General features: G+C 71.3%; 18 protein-coding genes and 1 pseudogene. 11 read left to right on the forward strand and 8 right to left on the reverse strand.

Annotated elements, in window-relative coordinates; translation table 11 throughout:
* Positions 1 to 9: 9 nt before the first annotated feature.
* Positions 10 to 1,395, reverse strand: coding sequence for a M1 family metallopeptidase (locus OHT57_RS03755; protein WP_328744451.1), 1,386 nt, complete (start codon positions 1,393 to 1,395; stop codon positions 10 to 12).
* Between the two features lie 144 nt (positions 1,396 to 1,539).
* Here OHT57_RS03755 and OHT57_RS03760 point away from each other — a divergent pair, with 144 nt between their 5' ends.
* Positions 1,540 to 1,890, forward strand: a complete 351-nt coding sequence (locus OHT57_RS03760; RefSeq protein ID WP_328744452.1) for a DUF488 domain-containing protein — start codon at positions 1,540 to 1,542, stop codon at positions 1,888 to 1,890.
* Between the two features lie 12 nt (positions 1,891 to 1,902).
* On the opposite strand, the gene OHT57_RS03765 is transcribed toward OHT57_RS03760, so the two are convergent.
* Together OHT57_RS03765 and OHT57_RS03770 are read right to left on the reverse strand one after the other, a co-directional pair.
* A complete protein-coding gene (locus tag OHT57_RS03765; RefSeq protein ID WP_328744454.1) occupies positions 1,903 to 3,576 on the reverse strand; it encodes an FAD-binding dehydrogenase in 1,674 nt (557 codons plus the stop codon).
* A 17-nt stretch (positions 3,577 to 3,593) separates the two neighbouring features.
* Positions 3,594 to 4,232 carry a TetR/AcrR family transcriptional regulator gene (locus OHT57_RS03770; protein ID WP_328744456.1) on the reverse strand — a complete coding sequence of 213 codons (639 nt, stop codon included), beginning with the start codon at positions 4,230 to 4,232 and terminating at the stop codon, positions 3,594 to 3,596.
* Positions 4,233 to 4,346: 114 nt separating this feature from the next.
* Here OHT57_RS03770 and OHT57_RS03775 point away from each other — a divergent pair, with 114 nt between their 5' ends.
* From OHT57_RS03775 to OHT57_RS03785, 3 genes are all read left to right on the forward strand, one after another.
* A complete protein-coding gene (locus tag OHT57_RS03775; RefSeq protein WP_328744457.1) occupies positions 4,347 to 4,976 on the forward strand; it encodes an alpha-ketoglutarate-dependent dioxygenase AlkB in 630 nt (209 codons plus the stop codon).
* 176 nt (positions 4,977 to 5,152) lie between these two features.
* A complete protein-coding gene (locus tag OHT57_RS03780) occupies positions 5,153 to 5,899 on the forward strand; it encodes an MBL fold metallo-hydrolase (protein ID WP_328744458.1) in 747 nt (248 codons plus the stop codon).
* A gap of 41 nt (positions 5,900 to 5,940) precedes the next feature.
* Positions 5,941 to 7,182, forward strand: a complete 1,242-nt coding sequence (locus tag OHT57_RS03785; RefSeq protein WP_328744459.1) for a DUF4032 domain-containing protein — start codon at positions 5,941 to 5,943, stop codon at positions 7,180 to 7,182.
* Position 7,183: 1 nt separating this feature from the next.
* On the opposite strand, the gene OHT57_RS03790 is transcribed toward OHT57_RS03785, so the two are convergent.
* Positions 7,184 to 8,056: a universal stress protein gene (locus OHT57_RS03790; RefSeq protein WP_328744460.1), complete on the reverse strand. Its 873-nt coding sequence runs from the start codon at positions 8,054 to 8,056 to the stop codon at positions 7,184 to 7,186.
* A 194-nt stretch (positions 8,057 to 8,250) separates the two neighbouring features.
* Here OHT57_RS03790 and OHT57_RS03795 point away from each other — a divergent pair, with 194 nt between their 5' ends.
* The 4 genes from OHT57_RS03795 to OHT57_RS03810 are packed head-to-tail and all read left to right on the forward strand — an operon-like array spanning position 8,251 to position 14,731.
* Positions 8,251 to 9,927: an FAD-dependent oxidoreductase gene (locus tag OHT57_RS03795; protein WP_328744461.1), complete on the forward strand. Its 1,677-nt coding sequence runs from the start codon at positions 8,251 to 8,253 to the stop codon at positions 9,925 to 9,927.
* Positions 9,924 to 11,381 (forward strand): ATP-binding protein, encoded by a 1,458-nt coding sequence (locus tag OHT57_RS03800; RefSeq protein WP_328744462.1) that lies wholly within the window; start codon positions 9,924 to 9,926, stop codon positions 11,379 to 11,381. Before OHT57_RS03795 ends, OHT57_RS03800 begins: the two co-directional genes overlap by 4 nt.
* Positions 11,378 to 11,731 (forward strand): UBP-type zinc finger domain-containing protein, encoded by a 354-nt coding sequence (locus OHT57_RS03805; RefSeq protein WP_328744463.1) that lies wholly within the window; start codon positions 11,378 to 11,380, stop codon positions 11,729 to 11,731. The genes OHT57_RS03800 and OHT57_RS03805 overlap by 4 nt, the downstream gene beginning before the upstream one ends.
* Before the next feature lie 54 nt (positions 11,732 to 11,785).
* The gene (locus OHT57_RS03810; protein ID WP_328744464.1) at positions 11,786 to 14,731 is read left to right on the forward strand and encodes a helix-turn-helix transcriptional regulator; all 2,946 of its coding nucleotides are present in this window, start codon (positions 11,786 to 11,788) and stop codon (positions 14,729 to 14,731) included.
* Positions 14,732 to 14,738: 7 nt separating this feature from the next.
* Here the strand turns inward: OHT57_RS03810 and OHT57_RS03815 are convergent, their stop codons facing one another.
* The 4 genes and pseudogenes from OHT57_RS03815 to OHT57_RS03830 all read right to left on the reverse strand — a co-directional run bounded on the left by OHT57_RS03815 (position 14,739) and on the right by OHT57_RS03830 (position 19,226).
* Positions 14,739 to 15,944 carry an SGNH/GDSL hydrolase family protein gene (locus OHT57_RS03815; protein WP_328744465.1) on the reverse strand — a complete coding sequence of 402 codons (1,206 nt, stop codon included), beginning with the start codon at positions 15,942 to 15,944 and terminating at the stop codon, positions 14,739 to 14,741.
* A pseudogene (locus OHT57_RS03820) lies at positions 15,941 to 16,162 on the reverse strand (glycoside hydrolase family 95-like protein); the annotation flags it as partial. The pseudogene OHT57_RS03820 and the gene OHT57_RS03815, both read right to left, overlap by 4 nt.
* Positions 16,163 to 16,239: 77 nt before the next feature.
* Positions 16,240 to 18,018 (reverse strand): alpha-galactosidase D, encoded by a 1,779-nt coding sequence (locus OHT57_RS03825; protein WP_328744467.1) that lies wholly within the window; start codon positions 18,016 to 18,018, stop codon positions 16,240 to 16,242.
* A gap of 29 nt (positions 18,019 to 18,047) precedes the next feature.
* Complete coding sequence (locus OHT57_RS03830; protein ID WP_328744468.1) at positions 18,048 to 19,226, reverse strand: ROK family transcriptional regulator; 1,179 nt, start codon at positions 19,224 to 19,226, stop codon at positions 18,048 to 18,050.
* Positions 19,227 to 19,320: 94 nt separating this feature from the next.
* On the opposite strand from OHT57_RS03830, the gene OHT57_RS03835 reads away from it, so the two are divergent.
* The 3 genes from OHT57_RS03835 (at position 19,321) to OHT57_RS03845 (ending at position 22,760) form a co-directional block, all read left to right on the forward strand.
* Positions 19,321 to 20,514 carry a serine hydrolase domain-containing protein gene (locus OHT57_RS03835; protein WP_328744469.1) on the forward strand — a complete coding sequence of 398 codons (1,194 nt, stop codon included), beginning with the start codon at positions 19,321 to 19,323 and terminating at the stop codon, positions 20,512 to 20,514.
* Positions 20,515 to 20,590: 76 nt separating this feature from the next.
* Positions 20,591 to 21,991: a CAP domain-containing protein gene (locus OHT57_RS03840; protein ID WP_328744470.1), complete on the forward strand. Its 1,401-nt coding sequence runs from the start codon at positions 20,591 to 20,593 to the stop codon at positions 21,989 to 21,991.
* Between the two features lie 91 nt (positions 21,992 to 22,082).
* Positions 22,083 to 22,760, forward strand: coding sequence for an AIM24 family protein (locus tag OHT57_RS03845; protein ID WP_328744471.1), 678 nt, complete (start codon positions 22,083 to 22,085; stop codon positions 22,758 to 22,760).
* The last annotated feature ends 151 nt before the right edge of the window (positions 22,761 to 22,911 follow it).

Below are 22,911 nucleotides of genomic sequence, written 5' to 3' on the forward strand. Positions count from 1 at the left end.
GGTCAGGTTCTACGGCCGGTTCGGCTTGCCCTGCGTGTAGAGCCAGGTCCGGAACAGGCTGTCCAGCTTCTTCCCCGAAACCCGTTCCGCAAGCCGCTCGAACTGCGCGGTGGTCCCGTGGCCGTCGCGGTGCTCGGCCGCCCAGGCACGCAGGATCCGGAAGAACGCCGCGTCGCCGACCGTCGTGCGCAGGACGTGCAGGGTCATGGCGCCGCGGTCGTAGACGGGAGTGCCGAAGATGTTGGCGCCGCTGCCGGGGTCTCCCGGCGGGAACTCCCACAGCCCGTCGCTCGCGGGCTTGGCGTAGAGGCCGTTGAAGGTCTTCTGGGCGCTGTCGCCGCCGTGCTGTTCGGCGTAGAGCCACTCCGTGTAGGTCGCGAAGCCCTCGTTGAGCCAGATGTCCTTCCAGGAGGTCAGGGAGACGGAGTCGCCGAACCACTGGTGGGCGTTCTCGTGGACGAGGGTGCTGAGGTCGGGTGCCCGGTCGTAGACCGGGCGGCTCTGGGTCTCCAGCGCGTAGCCGACGTTCGGGGCGTGGTCCACGATCGATCCGGCGGCCCGGAACGGGTACGGCCCGAAGAGCTTGCTCTCCCACTCCAGCACGGAGGGCAGCTTCTTCAGGACGGGGGCCGCGGCGGCGGCCTCGCGCGGGTCGACGGCGTTGTAGACCCGGATGCCGTCCCGGGTGGTGAACTGCTGCACCTTGAACTTTCCGACGGTCGCCGTGGCCAGGTAGGCGGCCATGGGCTCACTCTGGCGCCAGCGGAACGTGGTCTTCGCGTGCGCGGTCCGCTCGGAGAGCAGAACACCGTTGGCGACCGCGGTGCGCCCCTTGGGCACGGTGATCGTGAAGTCGTACGACGACTTGTCCGTGGGGTGGTTGTTCGCCGGGAACCAGGTCATGGCGCCCTGCGGTTCACCGGCGACGAAGGCTCCGTCGTCGGTGGGGATCCAGCCGTCGAGCGAGTCGTCCGGGTCGCTGACGGGGCGGGGCTTGCCCTTGTAGGCGACGGTGACGGTGAATCGTTCCCCCTTGCGCAGGGCGCGCTTCGGGGTGACGACCAGTTCCTGTCCACTGCGGCGGAAGGCGGCCTTGGCGTGATCGACCGTCAGGCCGGTGACGGTCAGTCCCTTGAAGTCGAGATCGAAGCTGCTGAGGCGCTGGGTGGCGCGGGCCGTGAGGACCGCCCTGCCGTCGAGGTGACCGCTGCCCGGGTCGTACCGCAGGGTCAGGTCGTAGTGGCCGACGTGGTACCCGCCGTTGCCGGCGAGCGGGAAGTAGGGGTCGCCGGCTCCGGACGAGCCCGTCGACGCGGGCGCGGCGGCCCCGAGCAGCGCCACGAGGGCGACCGGGGTGGTGGCGAGGACGAAAGTGCGTCTGACGGCCTTCGGCACGTGCACTCCTAAAGGTGAGGGGCGGGCAAGGGCTTCACACTAAAGGCGGACCCTCCCGCAACTCACCCTTGATCAGGTCAAGTCGAGCCGCCCCGCGCAGTACGCTCCCGGGTACAATCACCCCCTTTGTCGGAGAGGCCGCCCGTGAGCGTTCGCGTCCGCCGTGTCTACGACCCGCCCGAGCCCGGGGACGGGGTGCGCGTCCTGGTCGACCGGCTGTGGCCGCGCGGCCTGTCCAAGGACGCGGCCCGGGTGGACGAGTGGCCGAAGGCACTGACTCCGTCGACCGCGCTGCGCCGCTGGTACCACGCGGGCGAGGGCTCGTACGAGGAGTTCGCCGAGCGGTACGGGGCGGAGCTGGCCGATCCCGGGGCCGCCGGACCGCTCGACCGCCTCCGGGAGTTGGTGGACGAGGGCGACGTGACCCTGCTGACCGCGTCGAAGACGCCGGAGCAGAGCCACGCCACCGTCCTGGTACGCCTGTTGGAGGCCTAGCCCGCCGGTGTCCTAGCCGACCTGTTCGGCCGCCGCCCGGCCGGCCGCGCGCCCCGAGAAGAGGCAGCCGCCGAGGAAGGTGCCCTCCAGCGCGTTGTAGCCGTGGACACCGCCACCGCCGAATCCGGCGACCTCGCCCGCCGCGTACAGGCCGTCGAGGGGCTTGCCGTCGGTTCCCAGGGCGCGGGAGTCGAGGTCGGTCTGGATGCCGCCGAGGGTCTTGCGGGTCAGGGTGTGCAGCTTGACGCCGATCAGGGGGCCGGCGGCGGGGTCGAGGATGCGGTGCGGGGTGGCGACCCGGCCGAGGCGGTCGCCGATGTAGCGGCGGGCATTGCGGATGCCCTGTACCTGGGCGTCCTTGCTGTAGGAGTTGGCGATCTGCAGGTCGCGGGCCTCGATCTGACGGCGGACCGAGTCGGCGTCCAGGAGTGCCTTGTCGGTGAGCCCGTTCATCTTCTCGACGAGCTGCTCCAGGTTGGGGGCGGTGACGAAGTCCGCGCCCTTGCGCAGGAACGCGTCGACCGGTCCCGGCGCGCCCTTGCCGAGGATCCGCTCCTTGAGGAAGCCCGCGCGGTCCTTGGCGGTGATGTCGGGGTTCTGCTCGGAGCCCGAGAGCGCGAACTCCTTCTCGATGATCTTCTGGGTGAGGATGAACCAGGAGTGGTCGTGCTCCGCGATGTCCTCGGTGGTGCGCAGGTACTCGAGGGTGCTGAGGGTGTCGTAGCCGGGCAGGCAGGGTTCGGGCAGTCGCCGGCCCAGGGCGTCGAACCACATCGAGGAGGGGCCGGGGAGGATGCGGATGCCGTGGCCGGGCCAGATCGGGTCCCAGTTCTGGATGCCCTCGGTGTAGTGCCACATGCGGTCGCGGTTGACCAGGCGGACGCCGGCGGACGCGCTGATGTCGAGCATCCGTCCGTCGACGTAGGCGGGGACGCCGGTGACCATCTCGGCGGGCGGGGTGCCGAGCCGCTCGGGCCAGTAGCGGCGGACGATGTCGTGGTTGGCGCCGATGCCGCCGGTGGTGACGACGACGGCCCGGGCGGTGAGTTCGAAGTCGCCGACGCGGTCACGGTTGGAGGCGACCCCGCGCGCGGAGGTGTCCTCGGCGAGGACGGTGCCCCGCACGCCGCGGGCGGTGCCCTCCTCGACGACCAGTTCGTCGACCTGGTGGCGGTGGTGGAAGGTCAGCAGTCCGTCGCGCGCCGCCTGCTTGGCGTAGCCGACGAAGGGCTCGACGACTCCGGTGCCGGTGCCCCAGGCGACGTGGAAACGGGGTACGGAGTTGCCGTGTCCGTGGGCGGTGAGGTCGCCGCGCTCGGCCCAGCCGACGGTGGGCAGGAACTTGATCCCGTGCCCTTCCAGCCAGGACCGCTTCTCCCCCGCCGCGAACTCGACGTAGGCGCGCGCCCAGCGCACCGCCCAGGAGTCCTCGTCGTCGACGCGGTCGAACTTGGCGCTGCCCTGCCAGTCGTTCCAGGCGAGGTCGAAGGAGTCCTTGATGCCGAGGCGCCGCTGTTCCGGGGAGTCGACGATGAAGAGCCCGCCGAAGGACCAGAACGCCTGGCCGCCGAGGTTGGCGGCGTTCTCCTGGTCGACCAGTGCGACCCTTTTGCCGCGGCTGGTGAGCTCGTGCGCGGCGACCAGGCCCGCGAGCCCGGCTCCGACGACGATGACGTCGGCGTCCATGGCGACCGTCCTTTCCCTCATACGGTGGTGTCGCTGCCGTCGGTGAGCAGCGCGGTGAGCAGTTGCTTGAGCCAGACGCGGGCCCGCTCCACGTCCGCGTCCAGCAGCAGTTGGACGGTGACCCCGTCGTAGGCGGCGACCACGGCGTGGGCGGCACCTTCGACGTCGACCAGTACGGCGGGCAGTTCGGCGTGCCCACGCGCGCGTGCCAGCCGGTCGGCGATCGCCCGCCTGAGCCGCGCCCGGTGTTCGAGCAGGGTCCGGGCGACCTCGGGCGCACGGGCGGCGTGCACCAGGAAGTCGGTCTTGACCAGGAGCCAGTTCCGGTCGAGGAGGAGTACCTCGGTGACCCGGTCGGCGGCGGCCGTCACGTCGAGGCCGGGGCCGTCCAGGGCGAGGGCCCCGGAGACCTGCTCCGCGATGAGGTCGGCGCGCTGCTGGTAGAGGGCGAAGAAGAGTTCGTCGAGGCTGTCGAAGTTCGAGTAGAAGGCGCCCCGGGTGTAGCCGGCGGCCTCGCAGACCTCTTCGATCGACACGCGCCCGAAGCCCTTGGCGGCGAAGACCGCGAAGGCCGCGTCGAGGAGATTGGCGCGCGTGCGGACCCGTCGCCTGGTCACACGCCTGGTCGTGTCCTCCACCACCGTGCCCTCCACCATGTCGACCCTCCGTTCGATACGCGAATGTATCCGATACGGCGATGTATCGAAAGAGTCGAACGTGCGAGAGGATTTAATGGGAACAGATATTCGAATCAGGGGTACGCTGGAACCATGACCGCGCACCTCCAGGGCTCCCTCTTCGACCAGAGCGACCAGCTCCGGCTCGGCCCCCTCGACGGGATCCGCCGGACCGTGCTCGGTCTCGGCGCCTGGATCGACGTACTGCCCGGATGGCTCGGCGGCTGTGACGCCCTCTTCGAACAGCTGGCCTCCGAAGTGCCGTGGCGGGCGGAACGCCGCACGATGTACGACCAGGTCGTCGACGTACCGCGCCTGCTCGCCTTCTACGGCGCGGACGACGCACTGCCCCATCCCGTACTCACCGAGGCCCGTGAGGCGCTCACCGCGCACTACGCCGACGAGCTGGGTGAGCCGTTCGCCACAGCCGGCCTGTGCCACTACCGGGACGGCCGGGACAGCGTCGCCTGGCACGGCGACCGGAGCGGGCGGGGCGCCCGGGAGGACACGATGGTCGCCATCCTCTCCGTGGGCGCACCCCGGGATCTGCTGCTGCGCCCGGTCCGCGGCGGCCTGGACACGGTCCGGCGGCCGCTGGGACACGGCGACCTGATCGTGATGGGCGGCTCCTGCCAGCGCACCTGGGAGCACGCCGTACCGAAGACCACGCGCGCGACGGGACCGCGCATCAGCGTCCAGTTCCGCCCGCACGGCGTGCGCTGAGGCAGAGAGGCGGCTGCTTCGGCCGCGCGCGGGGGCTGCCTCCGGCGGACGGCGCCGGAGGCAGCCTCGTCCCACGGAAGTTGACGGCTGGAGGACCGGTACCCGCCAATCCGGTTCGCCTGAGCGTCTGCTTTGCTGGGTGCCGTCGGGGCAGGGACTCATCGGGCGGGGCGATCATGAGCGCGGGCGTGCAGCAAGTCGCGGACGGCACCTATCTGGTGACCGGCAGCAACACCAACTGGGTGATCCTGACCGAGGGGAACTCCGCCACGCTGGTCGACACCGGCTACCCGGGCGACCGCGAGCAGGTGCTCGCCTCCCTTGCGGAGGTGGGCAGTTCACCGGAGGCGGTCACGGCCGTACTCATCACGCACGCCCACAACGACCACCTCGGCTCCGCCGAGTACTTGCGCGGCAGCTACGGCACGCCGGTGTATCTGCACGAGGCCGAAGTACCGCACGCCCGGCGGGAGTTCCTGCACCAGGTGACCGTGGGGACGGTCCTGAAGAACGGCTGGCGGCCCGGGGTGCTGCCGTGGGCGGTGCACGCGATCCGCTCGGGCGGCACGGCCCATGTGCCGGTGGCCTCCCCGCAGCCGTTCCCGGCGGAGGGCGCCCTCGATCTGCCGGGCCGACCCGTGCCCGTGCACACACCGGGCCACACCGACGGTCACTGCGCCTTCCACCTCCCCGAGCGCGGGGTGGTGATCTCCGGCGACGGCCTGGTGAGCGGTCACCCCACCTCGCGGGTCAAGGGGCCTCAGTTGTTGCCCGACATGTTCCACCACGAGCGCGCCCGGGCCGTGGCCTCCCTGGACGTGTACGCGGAACTGGACGGCGAGCTGATGCTGCCCGGCCACGGTCCCGCACACCGCGGTCCGGTCCGTGAGGCGGCCCTTCAGGCCAGGGACCGCGCGCTCTAAGGTGAGGTGACGATCACCGGCGAGACAAGGACAGATCAGCCATGGCACTGCAGATCAGCGCGACGAACCCGGAGCATCCCGCGCTCCTGCTGGAACTGCCGTGGCACCTGCCGCTGGAGGAGTGGCCGGACGAGGTCCTGGTGCCGCTGCCGCGCGGCATCTCCCGCCACGTGGTGCGCTACGCCCGGGCCGGCGACGAGGTCATCGCCGTGAAGGAACTGGCCGAACGCCCGGCGCTGCGCGAGTACGAACTGCTGCGCGACCTGGACCGGCTCGGGATCCCCGCGGTCGACCCGTTGGCCGTGGTCACCGGGCGCACCGACAGCGGCGACGCCCCCCTGGAGCCGGTGCTCATCACCCGGCACCTGGGCGGCTCGATGCCGTACCGCTCGATGTTCGAGACGACCATGCGGCCCGCCACCATGCACCGCCTGATGGACGCGCTGGCCGTCCTGCTGGTCCGCCTGCACCTGGCCGGGTTCGCCTGGGGCGACTGCTCCCTGTCCAACACCCTGTTCCGGCGCGACGCGGGCGCCTACGCGGCCTACCTGGTGGACGCGGAGACCGGCGACCTGCATGCGCAGCTCAGCAACGGACAGCGAGACTACGACCTCGATCTTGCCCGCGTCAACATCAGCGGCGAGCTGCTCGACCTGGAGGCGTCCGGGGCACTGCACCCCTCCGTGGACGCGATCGAGTTCGGCATGGAGATCTGCTCGCGCTACGCGAGCCTGTGGGAGGAGCTGACCCGCAGGTCCGTGTATCCGGCGGGCAAGTACCACTTCATCGAGCGCCGGATCCGGCGTCTGAACGAGCTCGGCTTCGACGTGGCCGAGATGCAGATCGAGCACGCGGCCAACGGCGACACCGTCACCTTCGTGCCGAAGGTCGTGGACGCCGGCCACCACCAGCGCCAACTGCTGCGCCTGACGGGTCTTGACACCGAGGAGAACCAGGCCCGGCGGCTACTGAGCGACCTGGAGAGCTGGATGGCCACCCAGGACGACTACGCCCCGGGCGACCCCCTCGGCGCCCGTCCCGAGGTCCTCGCGCACCGGTGGGTACGCGACGTCTTCCGTCCCACCGTGCGGGCCGTACCGCTCGAACTGCGCGGCTCGATGGACGCGGCCGAGATCTACCACGAGCTGCTGGAGCACCGCTGGTACCTGTCGGAGCGGGCCCAGCACGACATCGGGCTGGACACAGCCGTCGAGGAGTACATCAACAACATCCTCCCCAAGGCACGGGAGACGCTCCAGCCCACCCCCGCCACCGCGGACTGACTCAGACGTGCGGCACCACGGCCACCGGGCAGTCCGCGTGGTGCAGCACACCATGGGCGACCGAACCGATCCGGGCGCCCACCGCGGTACGGCGGGCCCGGCGGCCGACGACCATCAACTGGGCCCGCGCGGTCACCGACAGCAGCACCTGCCCCGCGCTGCCCATCTCCACGTGCTCGACGACCGGGACGTCCGGGAAGTGCTCCCGCCACGGCCGCAGCGCCGACGCGAGGGCCTTCTTCTCGTACGGCTCCAGTCCCCCGGCCTCGTCGAGGAGCTTGAGCGAGCCGGGGCTGTAGGCGAACACCGGCGGCAGCGTCCAGGCCCGTACGGCGCGCACCGTGGCACCCCGGGCCGCCGCCGTCTCGAAGGCGAACCGCAGGGCGGCGGCGCTGTCCTGCGCGTCGCCCTCCTGGCCCACGACGATCTCGCGGCCCGCGGCCTCGGCGGTGGCCTGGTCACCGGAGCGGACCAGGACGACGGGGCGGCTCGACTCGGCGATCACCTGCTGGCCCACCGAGCCCAGCAGGAAGCCCACGACGGGCCCGTGCCCACGGGAGCCCAGCACCAGCAGTTCGGCGTCGGCCGCCGCGGCGACGAGCACGTCGACGCTGCCGCCCTCCAGGACGTCGGTCGACACGTCGAGTTCCGGATGCCGCCCGACGACGGCCCGCACGGCCTCGGTCGTGGCGTCCCCCGCCCAGCCGGCCTGGGTGTCCCGGTCCCCCGCGTCGATCCCCTCGTACGACTCGAACCGCCACGCGTGCACCACCCGTAGCGCGGTCCCTCGCCGGACCGCCTCCCGGGCTGCCCAACCGAGTGCCGCGAGGCTCTCCTCGGTTCCGTCGATGCCTGCGGTGATCGGGCGCGTCATGCGGTGGCCTCCCTGTTCACGGTCACGTCGGTGGGGCCCAGTCTTCACCACGCCACCGGCAGCGCCGAGCCTGCCACCGGCAGGGTCAGCCATAGCTGCGCACAGCGGGTCGATCGAACATACGATGGCGTGGACCGGGCCGGTGACGACGGCGACACCGTGCTCCGAAGCCGACCGCTCGGGGTGGGAGACGTATGGCACAGGCCGCCGAATCAGCGCGGACCGTCATCCTGACCGTGGACGACGACCCGGGGGTATCCCGCGCCGTCGCCCGCGATCTGCGGCGACGCTACGGCGAGTCGTACCGGATCGTGCGCGCCGAGTCCGGTGAGTCCGCGCTGGAGGCGCTGCGGGAGCTGAAGCTGCGCGGTGACCTCGTGGCCGTGATCCTGGCCGACTACCGCATGCCTCAGATGAACGGCATCGAGTTCCTCGAGCAGGCCCTGGACGTGTACCCGGGGGCCCGCCGCGTGCTGCTGACGGCGTACGCGGACACCAACGCGGCGATCGACGCGATCAACGTCGTCGATCTGGACCACTATCTCCTCAAGCCGTGGGACCCGCCCGAGGAGAAGCTGTACCCCGTCCTGGACGACCTCCTTCAGGCGTGGCGGTGCAGCGACTTCCGGCCCGTGCCCGCCACCAAGGTGATCGGACACCGCTGGTCGGCGCGCTCCTCGGACATACGTGAGTTCCTGGCCCGCAACCAGGTGCCCTACCGCTGGTACTCGACGGACGAGCCCGAGGGACAGCGGCTGCTGGCCGCCGCGGGCCAGGACGGGCAGCGGCTGCCGGTGGTGATCACCGCGGACGGCACACCCCTGGTCGAGCCGGAGGCGCCGGATCTGGCCGCCCACGTGGGCCTGGCCACCACGCCGACCGCCGACTTCTACGACCTCGTCGTCATCGGCGGCGGGCCCGCCGGGCTCGGAGCCGCGGTGTACGGGGCCTCGGAGGGGCTGCGGACCGTCCTCGTGGAACGGTCGGCGACCGGCGGACAGGCCGGACAGAGCTCACGCATCGAGAACTACCTGGGCTTCCCCGACGGCGTGTCGGGCGGTCAGCTCACCGACCGGGCCCGGCGGCAGGCGACGAAGTTCGGCGCGGAGATCCTCACCGCCCGTGAGGTGGCGGGCCTGGAGGTCAACGGCGCCGCCCGCACCGTGCGCTTCTCGGACGGCTCCGCGGTGGCCGCGCACAGCGTGATCCTGGCGACCGGTGTGTCGTACCGGCAGCTGGAGGCGCCCGGCTGCACGGACCTGACCGGCTGCGGGGTGTTCTACGGCTCGGCGCTGACCGAGGCGGCCGCCTGCCAGGGGCAGGACGTGTACATCGTCGGCGGTGCCAACTCGGCCGGGCAGGCGGCCATGTACCTGTCCCGGGGCGCCAAGTCGGTGACCCTGCTGGTGCGCGGTCCCGACCTCAACGCGTCGATGTCGCACTACCTGATCCAGCAGATCGAGGAGGCTCCCAACATCTCGGTACGCGCGCGCACCGTCGTGGAGTCCGCGCACGGCTCCGACCACCTGGAGCAGCTCACCCTGCGCGACACCGAGACCGGGGAGACCGAACTCGTCGACGCGCAGTGGATGTTCGTGTTCATCGGCGCGGCCCCGCTGACCGGCTGGCTGGACGGCACGGTGCTGCGGGACGAGCGCGGGTTCATCCTGGCCGGGCCCGATCTCACCGCCGACGGGCGACCGCCGGCGGACTGGGAGCTGGACCGGCCGCCGTACCACCTGGAGACCAACATTCCGGGCGTGTTCGTCGCGGGCGACGCGCGCGCCGAGTCCGCGAAGCGGGTCGCGTCCGCCGTCGGAGAGGGAGCCATGGCCGTGATGCTCGTCCACCGCTATCTGGAGCAGTCATGAGCGGGCAGTTGATGCCGTGCAGTCCCGGGGAGATCGGGGCGCTGTTCCTGTTCGAGAAGCTCACCCCCGAACAGCTGGGTCAGTTGTGCGCCGCGGGCCGGGTGGAGAGGTTCGAGCCCGGCCCGGTGTACACCGAGGGTGAACCCGCCACCTGCTTCTACGTGATGATCGAGGGCACCGTCGTGCTCTCGCGCCGGGTGGGCGGCGACGACGTGGAGATCAGCCGCACCTCCCAGAAAGGGGTGTACTCGGGCTCCATGCAGGCCTACCTCGGGGACCGGGTGCAGCAGACCTACAACAACTCCATGCGGGTCACGGAGACCTCGCGGTTCTTCGTACTGCCCGCCGAGAAGTTCTCGGCGTTCATGCAGGAGTGGTTCCCGATGGCGGTCCATCTGCTGGAAGGGCTCTTCCTCGGTTCGAAGAACACCCAGCGGGCCATCGGGCAGCGCGAACGGCTGCTGGCGCTGGGCTCGTTGTCGGCAGGGCTGACGCACGAGCTCAACAATCCCGCCGCGGCGGCCGTGCGGGCCACGGCGACGCTGCGGGAGCGGGTCGGCAAGATGCGGCACAAGCTCGGCATCATCGCCCAGGGTTCCTACTCCCCCGAGGTCATGGCGAACCTCATCGACATCCAGGAGCGCACCGCCGAACGCGTCACCAAGGCACCCGTGTTGAGCCCTCTGGAGGCGTCCGACCGGGAGGACACCCTCAGTGACTGGCTCGACGACCACGGCATCCAGGAGGGCTGGCGGATCGCGCCCACCTTCGTACAGGGCGGCCTCGATGTGGACTGGCTCGACCAGGTCGCGGCGACCGTGGGCGAGGAGATCCTGCCGAACGCGATCGGCTGGCTCAACTACACCGTCGAGACCGAGCTGTTGATGGACGAGATCAACGACTCCACGAACCGGATCTCCCATCTCGTCGACGCGGCCAAGCAGTACTCGCAGCTGGACCGGGCGCCCTACCAGGTGGCCGACGTGCACGAACTCCTCGACAGCACGCTGCTGATGCTGTCCGGGAAGATCGGGCCGCAGATCAAGGTGGTCAAGGACTACGACCGGACGCTGCCGAGGATCCCGGCCTATCCCGCCGAGCTCAACCAGGTCTGGACGAACCTGATCGACAACGCGGTGGGGGCCGTCAACGGTGTGGGCGGGGAAGGCACGTTGACCGTCCGGACCGCCCTCGAACACGACCGGCTGCTGGTGGAGTTCCGGGACACCGGGCCCGGCGTGCCGGCCGACATCCGCGGGCGTATCTTCGATCCGTTCTTCACCACCAAGCCGGTCGGCGAGGGGACGGGGCTCGGGCTCGACATCTCCTGGCGGATCGTGGTCAACAAGCACCACGGATCGCTTCAGGTGGAGTCGTCGCCCGGGGACACGCGATTCCAGGTGCTGCTTCCGCTCACCGCCGCGGACAACGACACGACCGAGGAGCCCGAGTGACCGACATCAAGGGGATCGACCCGAGCGTGGCACCCAGCGGGGAGGGCTGCGTGGAGTGCAACGCGGCGGGCGGGTGGTGGTTCCATCTGCGGCGGTGCGCGGAGTGCGGGCACGTGGGGTGTTGCGACTCCTCTCCCGGGCAGCACGCGACCGGGCATTTCCGTGAGGCGGGCCATCCTCTGGTGCAGAGTTTCGAACCGGGTGAGGAGTGGTTCTGGAACTTCGAGACCAGCGAGATGTTCGAGGCGGGGCCCGAGCTGGCGCCTCCGGTGAGTCATCCGGTGGAGCAGCCCGCGCCGGGACCGGCGGGCAGGGTGCCTGCGGACTGGGCGCGGACTCTGCGCGGATGACCTCGGGGTGACTCCTCCGCCTTCCCTGTCAGTGGCAAGTGCCAGGATGTAGTCGTGTCGCAGATCTCCATCAGTGCGCCGTTCATCGGGCGAGAAGACGAGGTTGCCCGGCTTTCCGGCGTGCTGGAGCGGGCCCGGGGCGGGGAGGCCCGGGCCGTGCTCGTCGCCGGGGACGCCGGAGTGGGCAAGACCCGGGTCCTGAACGAGGTGACAGGCAAGGCTGCCCGCAGTGGGATGACCGTGCTCACCGGGCACTGCGTCGACCTCGGCGACGTCGGGCTGCCCTATCTGCCGTTCACCGAGGTGCTGGGGGTGCTGGCCGCCGATCCGCGGTTCACCGACGTCGTCTCCTCCCGTCCGGCGGTGGAGCGGTTGCTGGGAGCCGGGTCCCCCGGGGACTCCGGTGGCCGGCTCCGGCTGTTCGAGGAGATCGCCGGGCTGCTCGCCGACCTCGCGGACATCGCGCCCCTCCTGCTCGTCCTGGAGGACCTGCACTGGGCCGATCAGTCGTCGCGGGATCTGCTGCGGTTTCTGCTGAGCCGGGGGATCCTGCAGCGCTCGGCGGGCGGGGCGCCCACGCACCGGCTGGCCGTACTCGCCTCGTACCGCGCGGACGACCTGCACCGGCGTCATCCGTTGCGTCCGCTGCTCGCCGAGCTCGTGCGGCTGCCCGCCGTCGAGCGGCTGGAGCTGCGGCCGCTGGCCGACGGCGAGGTCGCCCGGCTGGTGCGGGCCCTGCGCGAGGGGCCGTTGCCGGACACCACCTTGCGGCGGATCGTCGAGCGGGCGGAGGGCAACGCCTTCTACGCCGAGGAACTGCTCGCCGCCACGGGCAGCGGGGGCGGCGGAGTGCCCAGCGGACTCGCGGACGTGCTGCTGATCCGGTTCGAGCAGCTGTCCGACACCGCTCAGCAGGTACTGCGCACCGCCGCGGTGGCCGGGCGGCGCGTCGAGCACGACCTGTTGCGCGATGCCGTACGGCTGCCCGAGGACGAGTTGGAGACGGCGCTGCGGGAGGCCATCGGGCGGCAGTTGCTGGTATCGGGTGACGGTGGCACGTACGCGTTCCGGCACGCCCTCGCCCGGGAGGCCGTGTACGCCGATCTGCTGCCGGGCGAGCGGTCACGGCTGCACGGAGCGTTCGCCCGGCTCCTCGACGGAGCGGGACGTCGGCCCGAGAGCGCCGCGGAGCGGGCCCATCACTACCGGGAGAGCCATGACCTGGCCCCCGCGCTCGCCGCCTCGCTGGAGGCCGCGGACCACGCACACCTGGTGGGAGCGCCCGCCGAGGAGCTACGGCATCTGGAGGCGGCCCTCGACCTGTGGTCGGCGGTGGAACCGTCCGCGCGGCCCGTGGGTGAGGGCCTCGACCGGGTCCGGCTGATGCTGCGGGCCTCGGCTGCCGCCGCGCACACCGGGGAGCTGCACCGGGCGGTCTCGCTGACGCGTGCCGCGCTCGCCGGTGTCGGCCAGGAAACGGACCCCGAACTCGCCGCCCAGGTGCGGTACACGCTCGCCGGGACACTGATGAGCGTCGACAACCTCACCGCGGCCTTCGCCTACAGCCGCGAGGCATTGGCCATGATCCCCGCCGATCCCCCGTCGCGTACCTGGGTGTGGGCCGCGGCGACGCATGTGCTGGCGGCCCGGCATGTCTCGGAGAACGAGATCGCGCTGCGGGTCGCCCGGCAGGCCCTGGCCACCGCGGAACAGCTCGATGTGCCGGACGCCCAGGCTGATCTGCTGATCTCGCTCGCCATTCTCGAAGGCGGCGGCCGTCGCACGGTGGCGGGCCGGGAGCGGTTGCGTCAGGCCCGGGACCTGGCCCGGAGCGCGGGGAACACTCCGGTGGAGATGCGTGCGCTGTTCAATCTCGCCGTCGGCTCCTTCGAGTCCGGGCACCTCGACGAGTGTCTGCCCTGGCTCACCGAAGGCCTGGACCGGGCCCGCCGCGCCGGGCTGCTGTCGTCGCCGTATCCGATGGAGATGCGCTACCTCCGGCTGCTGCTCCTGTACACGCTCGGCCGCTGGGACGACTGCGTCCGGGCGGCGGACGCCGACGTCGAGGTGCTGCCCGCGGCGGGCGGGTACACGGTGGCGCCCGCACTGTACGTGGCTCTCGCGCGGGGGGACTTCAGGGCCGTCGACCGGGCCCGGGTGCTGTTGGAGGGGCCGTTCGACTGGATGGCCACGCTCGTCGCGGGCATCGCGCTGACCGACGCGGCGGCGCTGCAGGGTGATGCGGAGGCTGCCGTGGCACATATGCGGTCCACCGTGGCGGCCCTCACCGACGAGGCGGGCACGCCTCCCCACGTCACCGTCCGGCTGGCCACCCTCGCGCTGTCCGCGGTTGCCGACCGTTCCGCCGACCTGCGTCTTAAAGGGGACGAGCCCGGGGCGGCCCGCTGGGCCGGGACCGCGACCGAGCTGGTGGAGCTGGCACGGAGCGCCGCCGTGCACGGCGAGGGCGGGATACCGCAGGGCCCGGAGGGACAGGCGTGGCTGGCCCGGGCCGAGGCGGAGTGGACGCGGGCCGTGTCCGGGCCGGACGTGCAGGCGTGGGCCAGGGCGGTCGCCGCGTTCGACTTCGGTGACGTGTACGAACCGGCGCGCTGCCGGCTGCGGTACGCCGAGGCCCTCCTCGCGGCCGACCGGCGCGAGGAGGCGGCCGCGGAGGCCCGCGGCGCTCGCGAGGTGTTGGCCGGGCTCGGCGCCAAGGTGCTGCTTGAGCAGGCGGACGAGCTGATCCGACGCATCCGGCCGGCCGACGCCCCTGCCCCCGCGTCGCTGCTCACGGCCCGCGAGCAGGACGTGCTGCGACTGCTTTCCCGGGGGCGCAGCAACCGTCAGATCGGCGAGGAACTGTTCATCACCGGCAAGACGGCGAGCGTGCACGTCTCCAACATCCTCGCCAAGCTCGGCGCGGCGAGCCGTACCGAAGCCGTGGCCGTCGCCTACCGCAAGGGGCTGATCGCCCCGGAGACGGCACCCGACGGCTGACAGACTGTCAGTTGCGTGCGCAGTCGAGGCTGTTCACGTCGACGGCGTCCGCCATGGCCTGCATTCCCTTGTCGTTGGGGTGGATGTGGTCCCCGCCGTCGAAGAAGGGGAGCATCCGTTCGTGGTCGTAGGGGCTGCGGAGGATGTGGTCGAAGTCGGTGACCGCGTCGAACTCGTCGCTGTGGGTCCTGATGTAGGTGTTGACCTCCTGGCGTACGGTCTCGGCGGCCGGGTCCCATTCCGGCCAGCCCTTGAAGGGGGCGATGGTGGAGACGACCACGCACCTGCCGGCGTCGTGGGCCCGGTCGACGATCTCGCCGTATCCGTGGATCAGGTCCTGTGCGGTGACGCCGGAGTGGGCCTTGAGGTCGTTGACTCCCTCGAAGAGGAAGACGGTGTGCACGCCTGGCTGGGAGAGCACGTCCCGGTCCAGCCGGTTCAGGGCGCTCGGCCCGGCGCCGTCGGCCAGCACCTTGTTGCCGGAGATCCCCTCGTCGGCCACGCCCTTGACCGTGATGTGCGCCTTCTGGAGGCGGCGGGCCAGGTAGTCGGGCCAGCGGCGGTTGAGGTCGCCGGTGGACTGCCAGCCGTCGGTGATGGAGTCGCCGAGCGCGATCACGGAACCGGTGGCGGCGGCCGTGCGCACCGAGACGTTGTCGAGGTAGAACCACGATCCGACGGTGTCGGGCCAGTTGGCACCGCTTTCCTCGGCGGTGTGGTCGCCCTGTGTGGCGTACGACGTCTGCAGGGCCATCGAGTGCCCGGTGACCGGGCCGGCCGCGTCCGGGGTGTGCAGGCTGACGACCAGGTTCGACCCGGCGGCCAGCGGGCCGGGCACCGGGTCGCTGTACACGGTGGAGCCCGGCTCCAGGGTGACGGAGGACGAGCCGTCGAAGGTGAGCCGCCGGTTGGAGCCGCGCGCCAGTTGGGCGCCCTTGAGCTGGAGCCCGGCGTAGACGCTGTCGAAGGTCACCGGCCGGTCCCCGAAGGCGTTGGAGAGCCGGATGCGCGGGTCCCGGCCGCCGACGCTGGTGTGCACGACCATGCGGTAGCCGCGGTCGGCGACCGACTCGCCGATGCGGTAGGCGCTCGCGCCCCAGGTGATCACCCCGTCGGGCGGGCCGACGGCGGCCGGTGCGGGCGTGGCCTGGCACACGGCGGCCACGACTGTGACGGCGATCAGCCGGGTCCTGCGGGCTGTCCGGCGCCTCATCGGTCGAAGCCCTTCAGGGTGACGGTGGCACCCGGCTTCAGTGTCACCGTGCGGGCGCTTCCGGCGTGCGCGACCGTCGTGGTACGGCCGCCGACGCTCCGGATCCGTGCTTCGGTCGGTTTCCCATCCCGCCAGCGTAGGTCGACGACGAAGCCGCCGCGCGCGTCCGCTCCCGCGAGGGAGCCGGAGGCGGCCCAGGCGTCGGGCATGGCGGTGAGGGCGCCTGTCGCGGCGGTGACGGCGAGGACGCTGCGTCGGGACGGGTGGGGGGTCATGGCGGCTCCTGGTGGCTCGGTCAGGACTTCGGTATGTCGATCCGGTCGATGTCCGGTGCGTAGCCGGTGCCGCTGTCGAAGGTGATGGTGTTGGTGCCGGCCTTGAGCGTCACGGGTACGTACACGCTCGACACGGTCCCCCAGTCGCCGGTGGCGGGGAGCTTGTGCCGGGTGGTGCCGCCGCCGTTGGCCGAGATGTCCACCGAGCGGGCGTCACCGCTGATGTAGGAGATCTTGATCTGGTAGGTGCCGGCCTTGGCGACGACGACGTCACGGAAGGTCAGAGAGCCTCCGAGGTACAAGTTGCCGACCTTCTTTCCGTCGGAGCAGGCGGGGCAGTCGGCGACGGAGGCGTTGCCGCCGAGGGTGTTCGCGGAGGACTCGGCCTCGTAGCCGGTGAAGGTGAGTGCGGTGCCGTGCGGGGTGACCGTGAACAGATGGGAGCCGTGGGCGGGCAGGGCCTGGGTCACCTTGTTCCTGTGGGTGCCGAGGTTCTCGTGGTTCCACAGGTCCCGGACGGACGCGTTGCCGGTGAAGCCGAGGGTGGACCAGTCGGCGGTGACGGCGGCCGGGGCGTCGGCCAGGTTGAACAGGGCGACGGTGTAGGTGCCGTCGGGGTTCTTCGCGGCCCAGACCTGCTGGGGGTCGGACGGGGTGACGGGGTGTGCGGGCGGGTTGGGGCCCTGGTCGAGGGCGATGACCTCGCGGTTGGTCAGCAGGGCGAGGCCGTAGGAGTCGAGGCGGGTGAGGTCGTCGCCGGTGTAGAGGGGGGACTTGGCTATGGCCCACAGGGTGGCGTAGCTCTGCCGCTCGGCCTTGGTGAGGCCGTCCATGGCGCCGTTGCCGACGTCGAGGGAGTCGAGGTCGTTCCAGCCGCCGGGTCCGGCGTGCCGGGTCCAGGCGGGGGTGTCGTCCCAGCGGTCGTCGACGGAGTTCTCCCAGCTGACGAGGGTGTTGCAGTAGCACTCGACGTCGGTGTCGATGCGCCAGCCCTGGGAGTACTTCTTCCAGTCGGCGGCGTGCCCGATGTCGAGGGACCAGGACACTTCGAGGTGGATCGGGCGGCCGGTCGCGGCGATCGCCTTGTTCCAGGCGGCCACGTCGGCAACGTTGTCGTACTGGTCGCCGCTCTTGCCCGAGCCGGGGCCGACGCCGTCGAGCTTGAGGAAGTCATAGCCCCAGTCGGCGATCAACTGGGCCTGGGAGTCTATGTACTTGGCCGTGCACGGCTTGGAGAAGTCGAGCTTGTACGAACTGTCCCAACCGTTGGTGGTGCGCAGGTCGCCGTAGACGATGTCGGCGGTGGTGCAGCCTGCGGCGTTCCGGACCGGTGTCCTCCCGTCGCCGTAGGCCGCCTTCTCCAGGCCGGCCGGGAGGTAGATGCCGGCCTTGAGGCCCTTGGCGTGGATGCGGTCGGCGACGGCTTTCATGCCGCTGGGGAAGCGGACCGGGTCGGGCTTCTGGCGGCCGTACTGGTCGAACCCGGACTTCCAGGTCTTGTCCATCCACCAGCCGGCGTCAATGTTGACGTACTCGTAGCCGTACTTCTTCAGCTTGGCGGCCAGGGCGTCGGTCTGCTTCAGGACGTTGACCTCGGTGAGGTAGCTGTAGTCGCCGTCCGGGTTGAGACCCGGGTACTTGGACGACTGCATGCTCCAACTGCTCCAGCCCATGTAGGGCTTGGCGGCGAGGGCGGGAGCGGGGGTGTCGGCGGCGTGGGCCGTGGGGACGGCGACCGTGGTGAGGGCGAGCACCAGCAGGGCTCTCGCGGGCATGGCGAAGTACGAGGATGACCGCATGGGTCGGGCCTCCAATGGGGTGGGGATTCTTATCGGCTCGTGTCCGAGGTGATGAAGGACTGGATGGCGGTGGCGGCGGCGCCGCGCGCCCACTCCTCGAAGGGCAGGGGGCGGGTGCGGACGTCGCACCGGGCGGCTGAGCCGAAGGCGGCCGCGACGAAGGCGTCGCGGATCTGTTCGGCGAACAGGTCGTAGGCGGCGAGTCCCTCGCCGGAGATGATCACGCGTTCGGGGCCGAGGAGGTTGGCGACGGTGGCGATGCCCCGGCCGATCGCCTCGCCCGCGCGTGCGAACACGTCCCGGGCTCCGGGGACGCCTTCCCGGGCCAGGGCCAGGGCCTGCTCGGGGCCGGTGAGTTCGGCGCCGGTGGCCTCGCGGATCTGCCGGACGATCGCGGCCTCCCCCGCTATCGCCTCGACGCAGCCGCGGTTGCCGCAGTGGCAGAGCGGACCGGCCGGGTCGACGGTCACGTGCCCGATCTCGCCCGCCACTCCGTGCGCCCCGGCGACCACCCGGCCGTGCACCACCAGCCCGCATCCGATGCCGGCGCCGACGGTCACGACGGCGAAGTCGGACAGTCCCACACCGGCCCCGAACCACTGCTCGGCGACCGTCAGGGCGCGTACGTCGTTGTCGACGGTGACCGGCAACCCGGTGGTCATGGCGGCGAGTTCGGCGAGCGGGACGTCGCGCCACTCCAGGAAGGGCGAGTAGCGGACGGCGCCCTCGCCCCGGTCGACGTCGCCGGAGACGGCGATGCCGAGGCCCAGGACCGCGGCCGTGGAGCCGTCCGTCTCGGCCAGGAGCCGCTGGACGAGTTCCGTGATGCTCGCGAGCACCGTCTTCGGGTCGCGGTCGGGCAGGGGCAGGTGCCGGGCTGTGCGGATGCGGCAGCACAGATCGGTGAGGACCGCGATGATCTCGTCGCCGGTGACCTTGACGCCGATGAACAGGGCCCGCCCGCCGTCGACGCGTACGAGGTTCGCGGGCCGCCCGAGGGCCGGGCGGGCCTCGTCGTCGGCGCCCTCGACGAGGTATCCGGCCTCGATGAGCGGACGGACCGCCTTGGTGACGGCGGCCGGTGACAGTCCGACACGCCGGGCCACCTCCAGACGGGGGAGCGGGCCCTGGGACAGGACGGTGGTGAACACCTGTGAGGCGGCGGGTGTGTTGACGGGGAAGGTCTCGGCGCGAGAGGTCTGGCGCATGGCCGCGAACTTAGAGGGGTTCTTTTCCGTCGTCAATAAAAGAAGCAGGATTGGCTGTGCCATTGCTGTGGCCAGTCGAGGAGAGAAGAGCCGGATGACATCAGCAGGAGTGCTCGGTGGCACGTTGGCGGGGGCGGTTCTGCTGTCCCTCGTCGCGACTCCCGTCCATGCCGCACCCCGGGGGCCCGACGCGGATCTGGCAGGTGTGCGCAGTGTGTTGCGGTCGGCGCTGCGGGACGGCGCGCCGGGTGCGATGGCCCGGATCGACGACCGGGGCACGGTGCTGCGGGCCGCCGTAGGTGTCGCCGACCGGACGACGGGGCGGGCGATGGACGACGCCGACCGGTTCCGCATCGGCAGCGTGACCAAGATCTTCACCTCCGTGGTCCTGCTCCAGCTGGTCGACGAGAAGAAGCTGAAGCTCGACGCGCCGGTCGACCGCTACCTGCCGGGACTGCTGCCGGACGACCGGATCACGGTCCGGCACGTGCTCGGCCACCGCAGTGGTCTGTACGACTACACGAACGACATGTTCGCCCAGTCGGTCCCGGGGTTCGAGGCGGTCCGCAAGAAGGTCTTCACCCCCACGGAGCTGGTGAACCGCTCGCTGCGGCGACCGCGCACGAGCGCGCCGGGTGCGGCGTACTCGTACTCCAACACCAACTTCGTCGTCGCCGGGATGCTGATCGAGAAGCTGACCGGGAACCCGGTGCGGACCGAGTACCAGAACCGGATCATCGAACCGCTGAAGCTGCGCGACACGCTTTACGTGCATCCGGGCATGAAAATCCCCGGCGCTCACGCCCGTGGCTACCTCACCCAGGACCGGTCGGGCGCCCCGCTCGTCGACGCCACGGAGCAGACCGTGTCGTGGGCGCAGAGCGCGGGCGCGCTCATCTCCAGCACCCGGGACCTCAACACGTTCCTGTCCGCCCTGCTGGGCGGCCGGCTGACCTCGGCCGCGCAACTGGCGCAGATGGAGCGCTGGCTGCCGTCGGGCACCGGTCAGGCGTACGGCCTCGGGCTGCGCCGTCGCGATCTGTCGTGCGGTGTCTCGGTGTACGGCCACACAGGTGCCGTGCAGGGCTTCTACACGTACGCGTTCGCCTCGAAGGACGGCAAGCGCGCTCTCGCCGCGGTCGCCAACACGTCCAACAACGGCACGGTCCTCAACACCATGCTGCGCACCCTGGACTCCGCGTTCTGCGGCAAGGCGACCAGGGCTCCGCGCGGCAGGGCGACGGTGGAGCGGCACGAGGACGTGGCGCCGGCGCTGTCGCTGGACTGAGTCCGGCGCCGGGGCCGGGAACCCGTGTGACCTGGTGCGCGTTCCTGCCAGTGGACGACGACACCAGGGCGGCACGATGAGCGAGATGGTCACCGGAGGCAATCTGCCCCTGCCCGACGGGGCTGTCACCGTGCGGGTTCCCGGCCCCTTCGACGTGTCCGCCCTCGTCCTGGACGAGGGCGGCAGGGTCGGGGGCGACGCCGACTTCGTGTTCTACAACCAGCCGTCCGCTCCCGGCACCCGGCTCTCCGGCGACACGCTCACCGTCGATCCCCGGCGGCTGCGCGCGGGGGCCGTGCGCGTCACGGTGGTCGTGAGTCCGGCCGACCCCGCCACTCCCCTGGGCCGGCTGCCTCCCCCGGTCCTCCAGGTCACCGGTGCGGGGGGCCGTCCGCTCGCCCGGTTCGCACCACCGCGGCCACGGCAGGAGACCGTGCTGCTGCTCGCGGAGATCTACCGGCGGGGCGACGGCTGGAAGCTGCGGGCACTGGGGCAGGGGTATGCGGACGGACTGGCGGGTCTGGCGCGGGACTTCGGGGTGGACGTGGTCGACGACACGCCGGCGGCTGCGGCGCCGCCCTCGCCGTTCACGGCACCGGGGGCACGGCCGGCCGCTGTCCCGGCTTTCCCCGCGGGGTCGGGCGGGCCCCGTCCGCCGACTTCCGGCCCGCGCTCCCCCACGGCTTCGGTACCCTCCGCCGACCTCGCCGCCTTCCTCACCCTGGTCAACTCGGCGCGCGCCCAGGCCGGTTCACCTCCGGTGTCCCACGATCCCCGCCTCACCGAAGCGGCCCGCGTTCATGCCCGGGCCATGGCCGCCGCCGGCCGCCTCGGCGTCGAGGGCCCCGACGGCGTCTCCGTCTTCCAGCGGGTCACCGCCACCGGGTACGCCTACATCACGGTCGGCGAGCACCTCGTCTCCGGACCGCGCGACCCGGCCGAGTTCGTCGAGTACTGCCTGCGCACCGAGCAGCCCCGGCGGATCCTGCAGGACCCGGCCGTCACCGAAGCCGGCATGGCGTACGTCGGCGGAGGCCGCTCCGGCGAGATGTACTGGACGGCGCTGTGGGCGAGGCCCCTCACGCCCGCCGGCCTGGCCAGGATCACCGACGAGGTCGTCGCCCTCACCAACCGTGAGCGCACCGGGGCAGGTCTGCCGCCGCTCGCCGTCGACCCCCTCCTCGCTCGCGCCGCGCAGGCGTACAGCGCGGACATGGCCGTCCGCGCCTTCTACTCCCACACCTCGCCGGAGGGCACCCAGCCCTGGGACCGGGCCGCCGCCGCGGGCTCCACCCGCCGTTCGATCGGGGAGAACATCGCGTGCGGCCAGCGCTCCGCCGCCGAGGTCGTCGAGGGCTGGATGAACAGTCCCGGCCACCGCGCCAACATCCTCAAACCGGCCTTCACCCACATCGGCATCGGCTTCGCGGGCGGCGGTCCGGCGGGCACGTACTGGACCCAGCTGTTCGGTGCCTGAGCAGTCCTCAGTGGTGAACGAGCGCGGCCCCGGACACGACAGCCGGTCCGCGATCTTGGCGGAGGGGATCCCTCCGGGCCAGGATGCCTCCATGAAGGGTGATCTCTTTTCCAGCGAGCACATGGTCCAGCCCGCCACAGCGCCGGGCATGACGGTCGAGAATTCCAAGTGCATCCGGTACACGGTGAGCGGCGAGATGCACGCGCGCCAGGGGGCGATGGTCGCCTACCGGGGCAATCTCCAGTTCGAGCGCAAGGGCCAGGGCGTCGGCGGCATGCTCAAGCGGGCCGTCACCGGTGAGGGCCTGCCGCTGATGGCGGTGCGCGGTCAGGGGGAGGCCTGGTTCGCGCACGAGGCCCAGAACTGTTTCGTCGTCGACGTGGAACCGGGCGACGAGTTCACGGTCAACGGGCGCAACGTCCTGTGTTTCGACGCCTCGTTGGCGTACCGGATCGCGACCGTGAAGGGCGCGGGTATCGCCGGCGGTGGTCTGTTCAACAGCGTCTTCACGGGACACGGCAGGCTCGGGCTGGTCTGCGAGGGCAACCCGCTGGTGATCCCGGTGTCCGCCCAGTCCCCGGTGTTCGTCGACACGGACGCGGTGGTCGGCTGGACCGCGGGCCTCGCGACCTCGCTGCACCGTTCGCAGTCCATCGGGTCGATGCTGCGCGGCGGTTCGGGTGAGGCGGTGCAGCTGATGCTCCAGGGGTCCGGATTTGTCGTCGTCCGTCCGAGTGAGGCGACCCCGCAGAAGGCCCAGCAGCACTGAGGCCCCGCGCAGTGATCTGCGCCTCACAGGCAACCCCTGCGGCTCCGTCCACGTCTTGACCGGCAACAGATGATGCCCCGGCCCCGGCCGGGGCTCATTTTCAAGGCACTATGCACACCATGTATACGCAGCATGTATAGATGCAGTGTAT

The organism is Streptomyces sp. NBC_00285, from assembly GCF_036174265.1.
GTDB lineage: Bacteria > Actinomycetota > Actinomycetes > Streptomycetales > Streptomycetaceae > Streptomyces.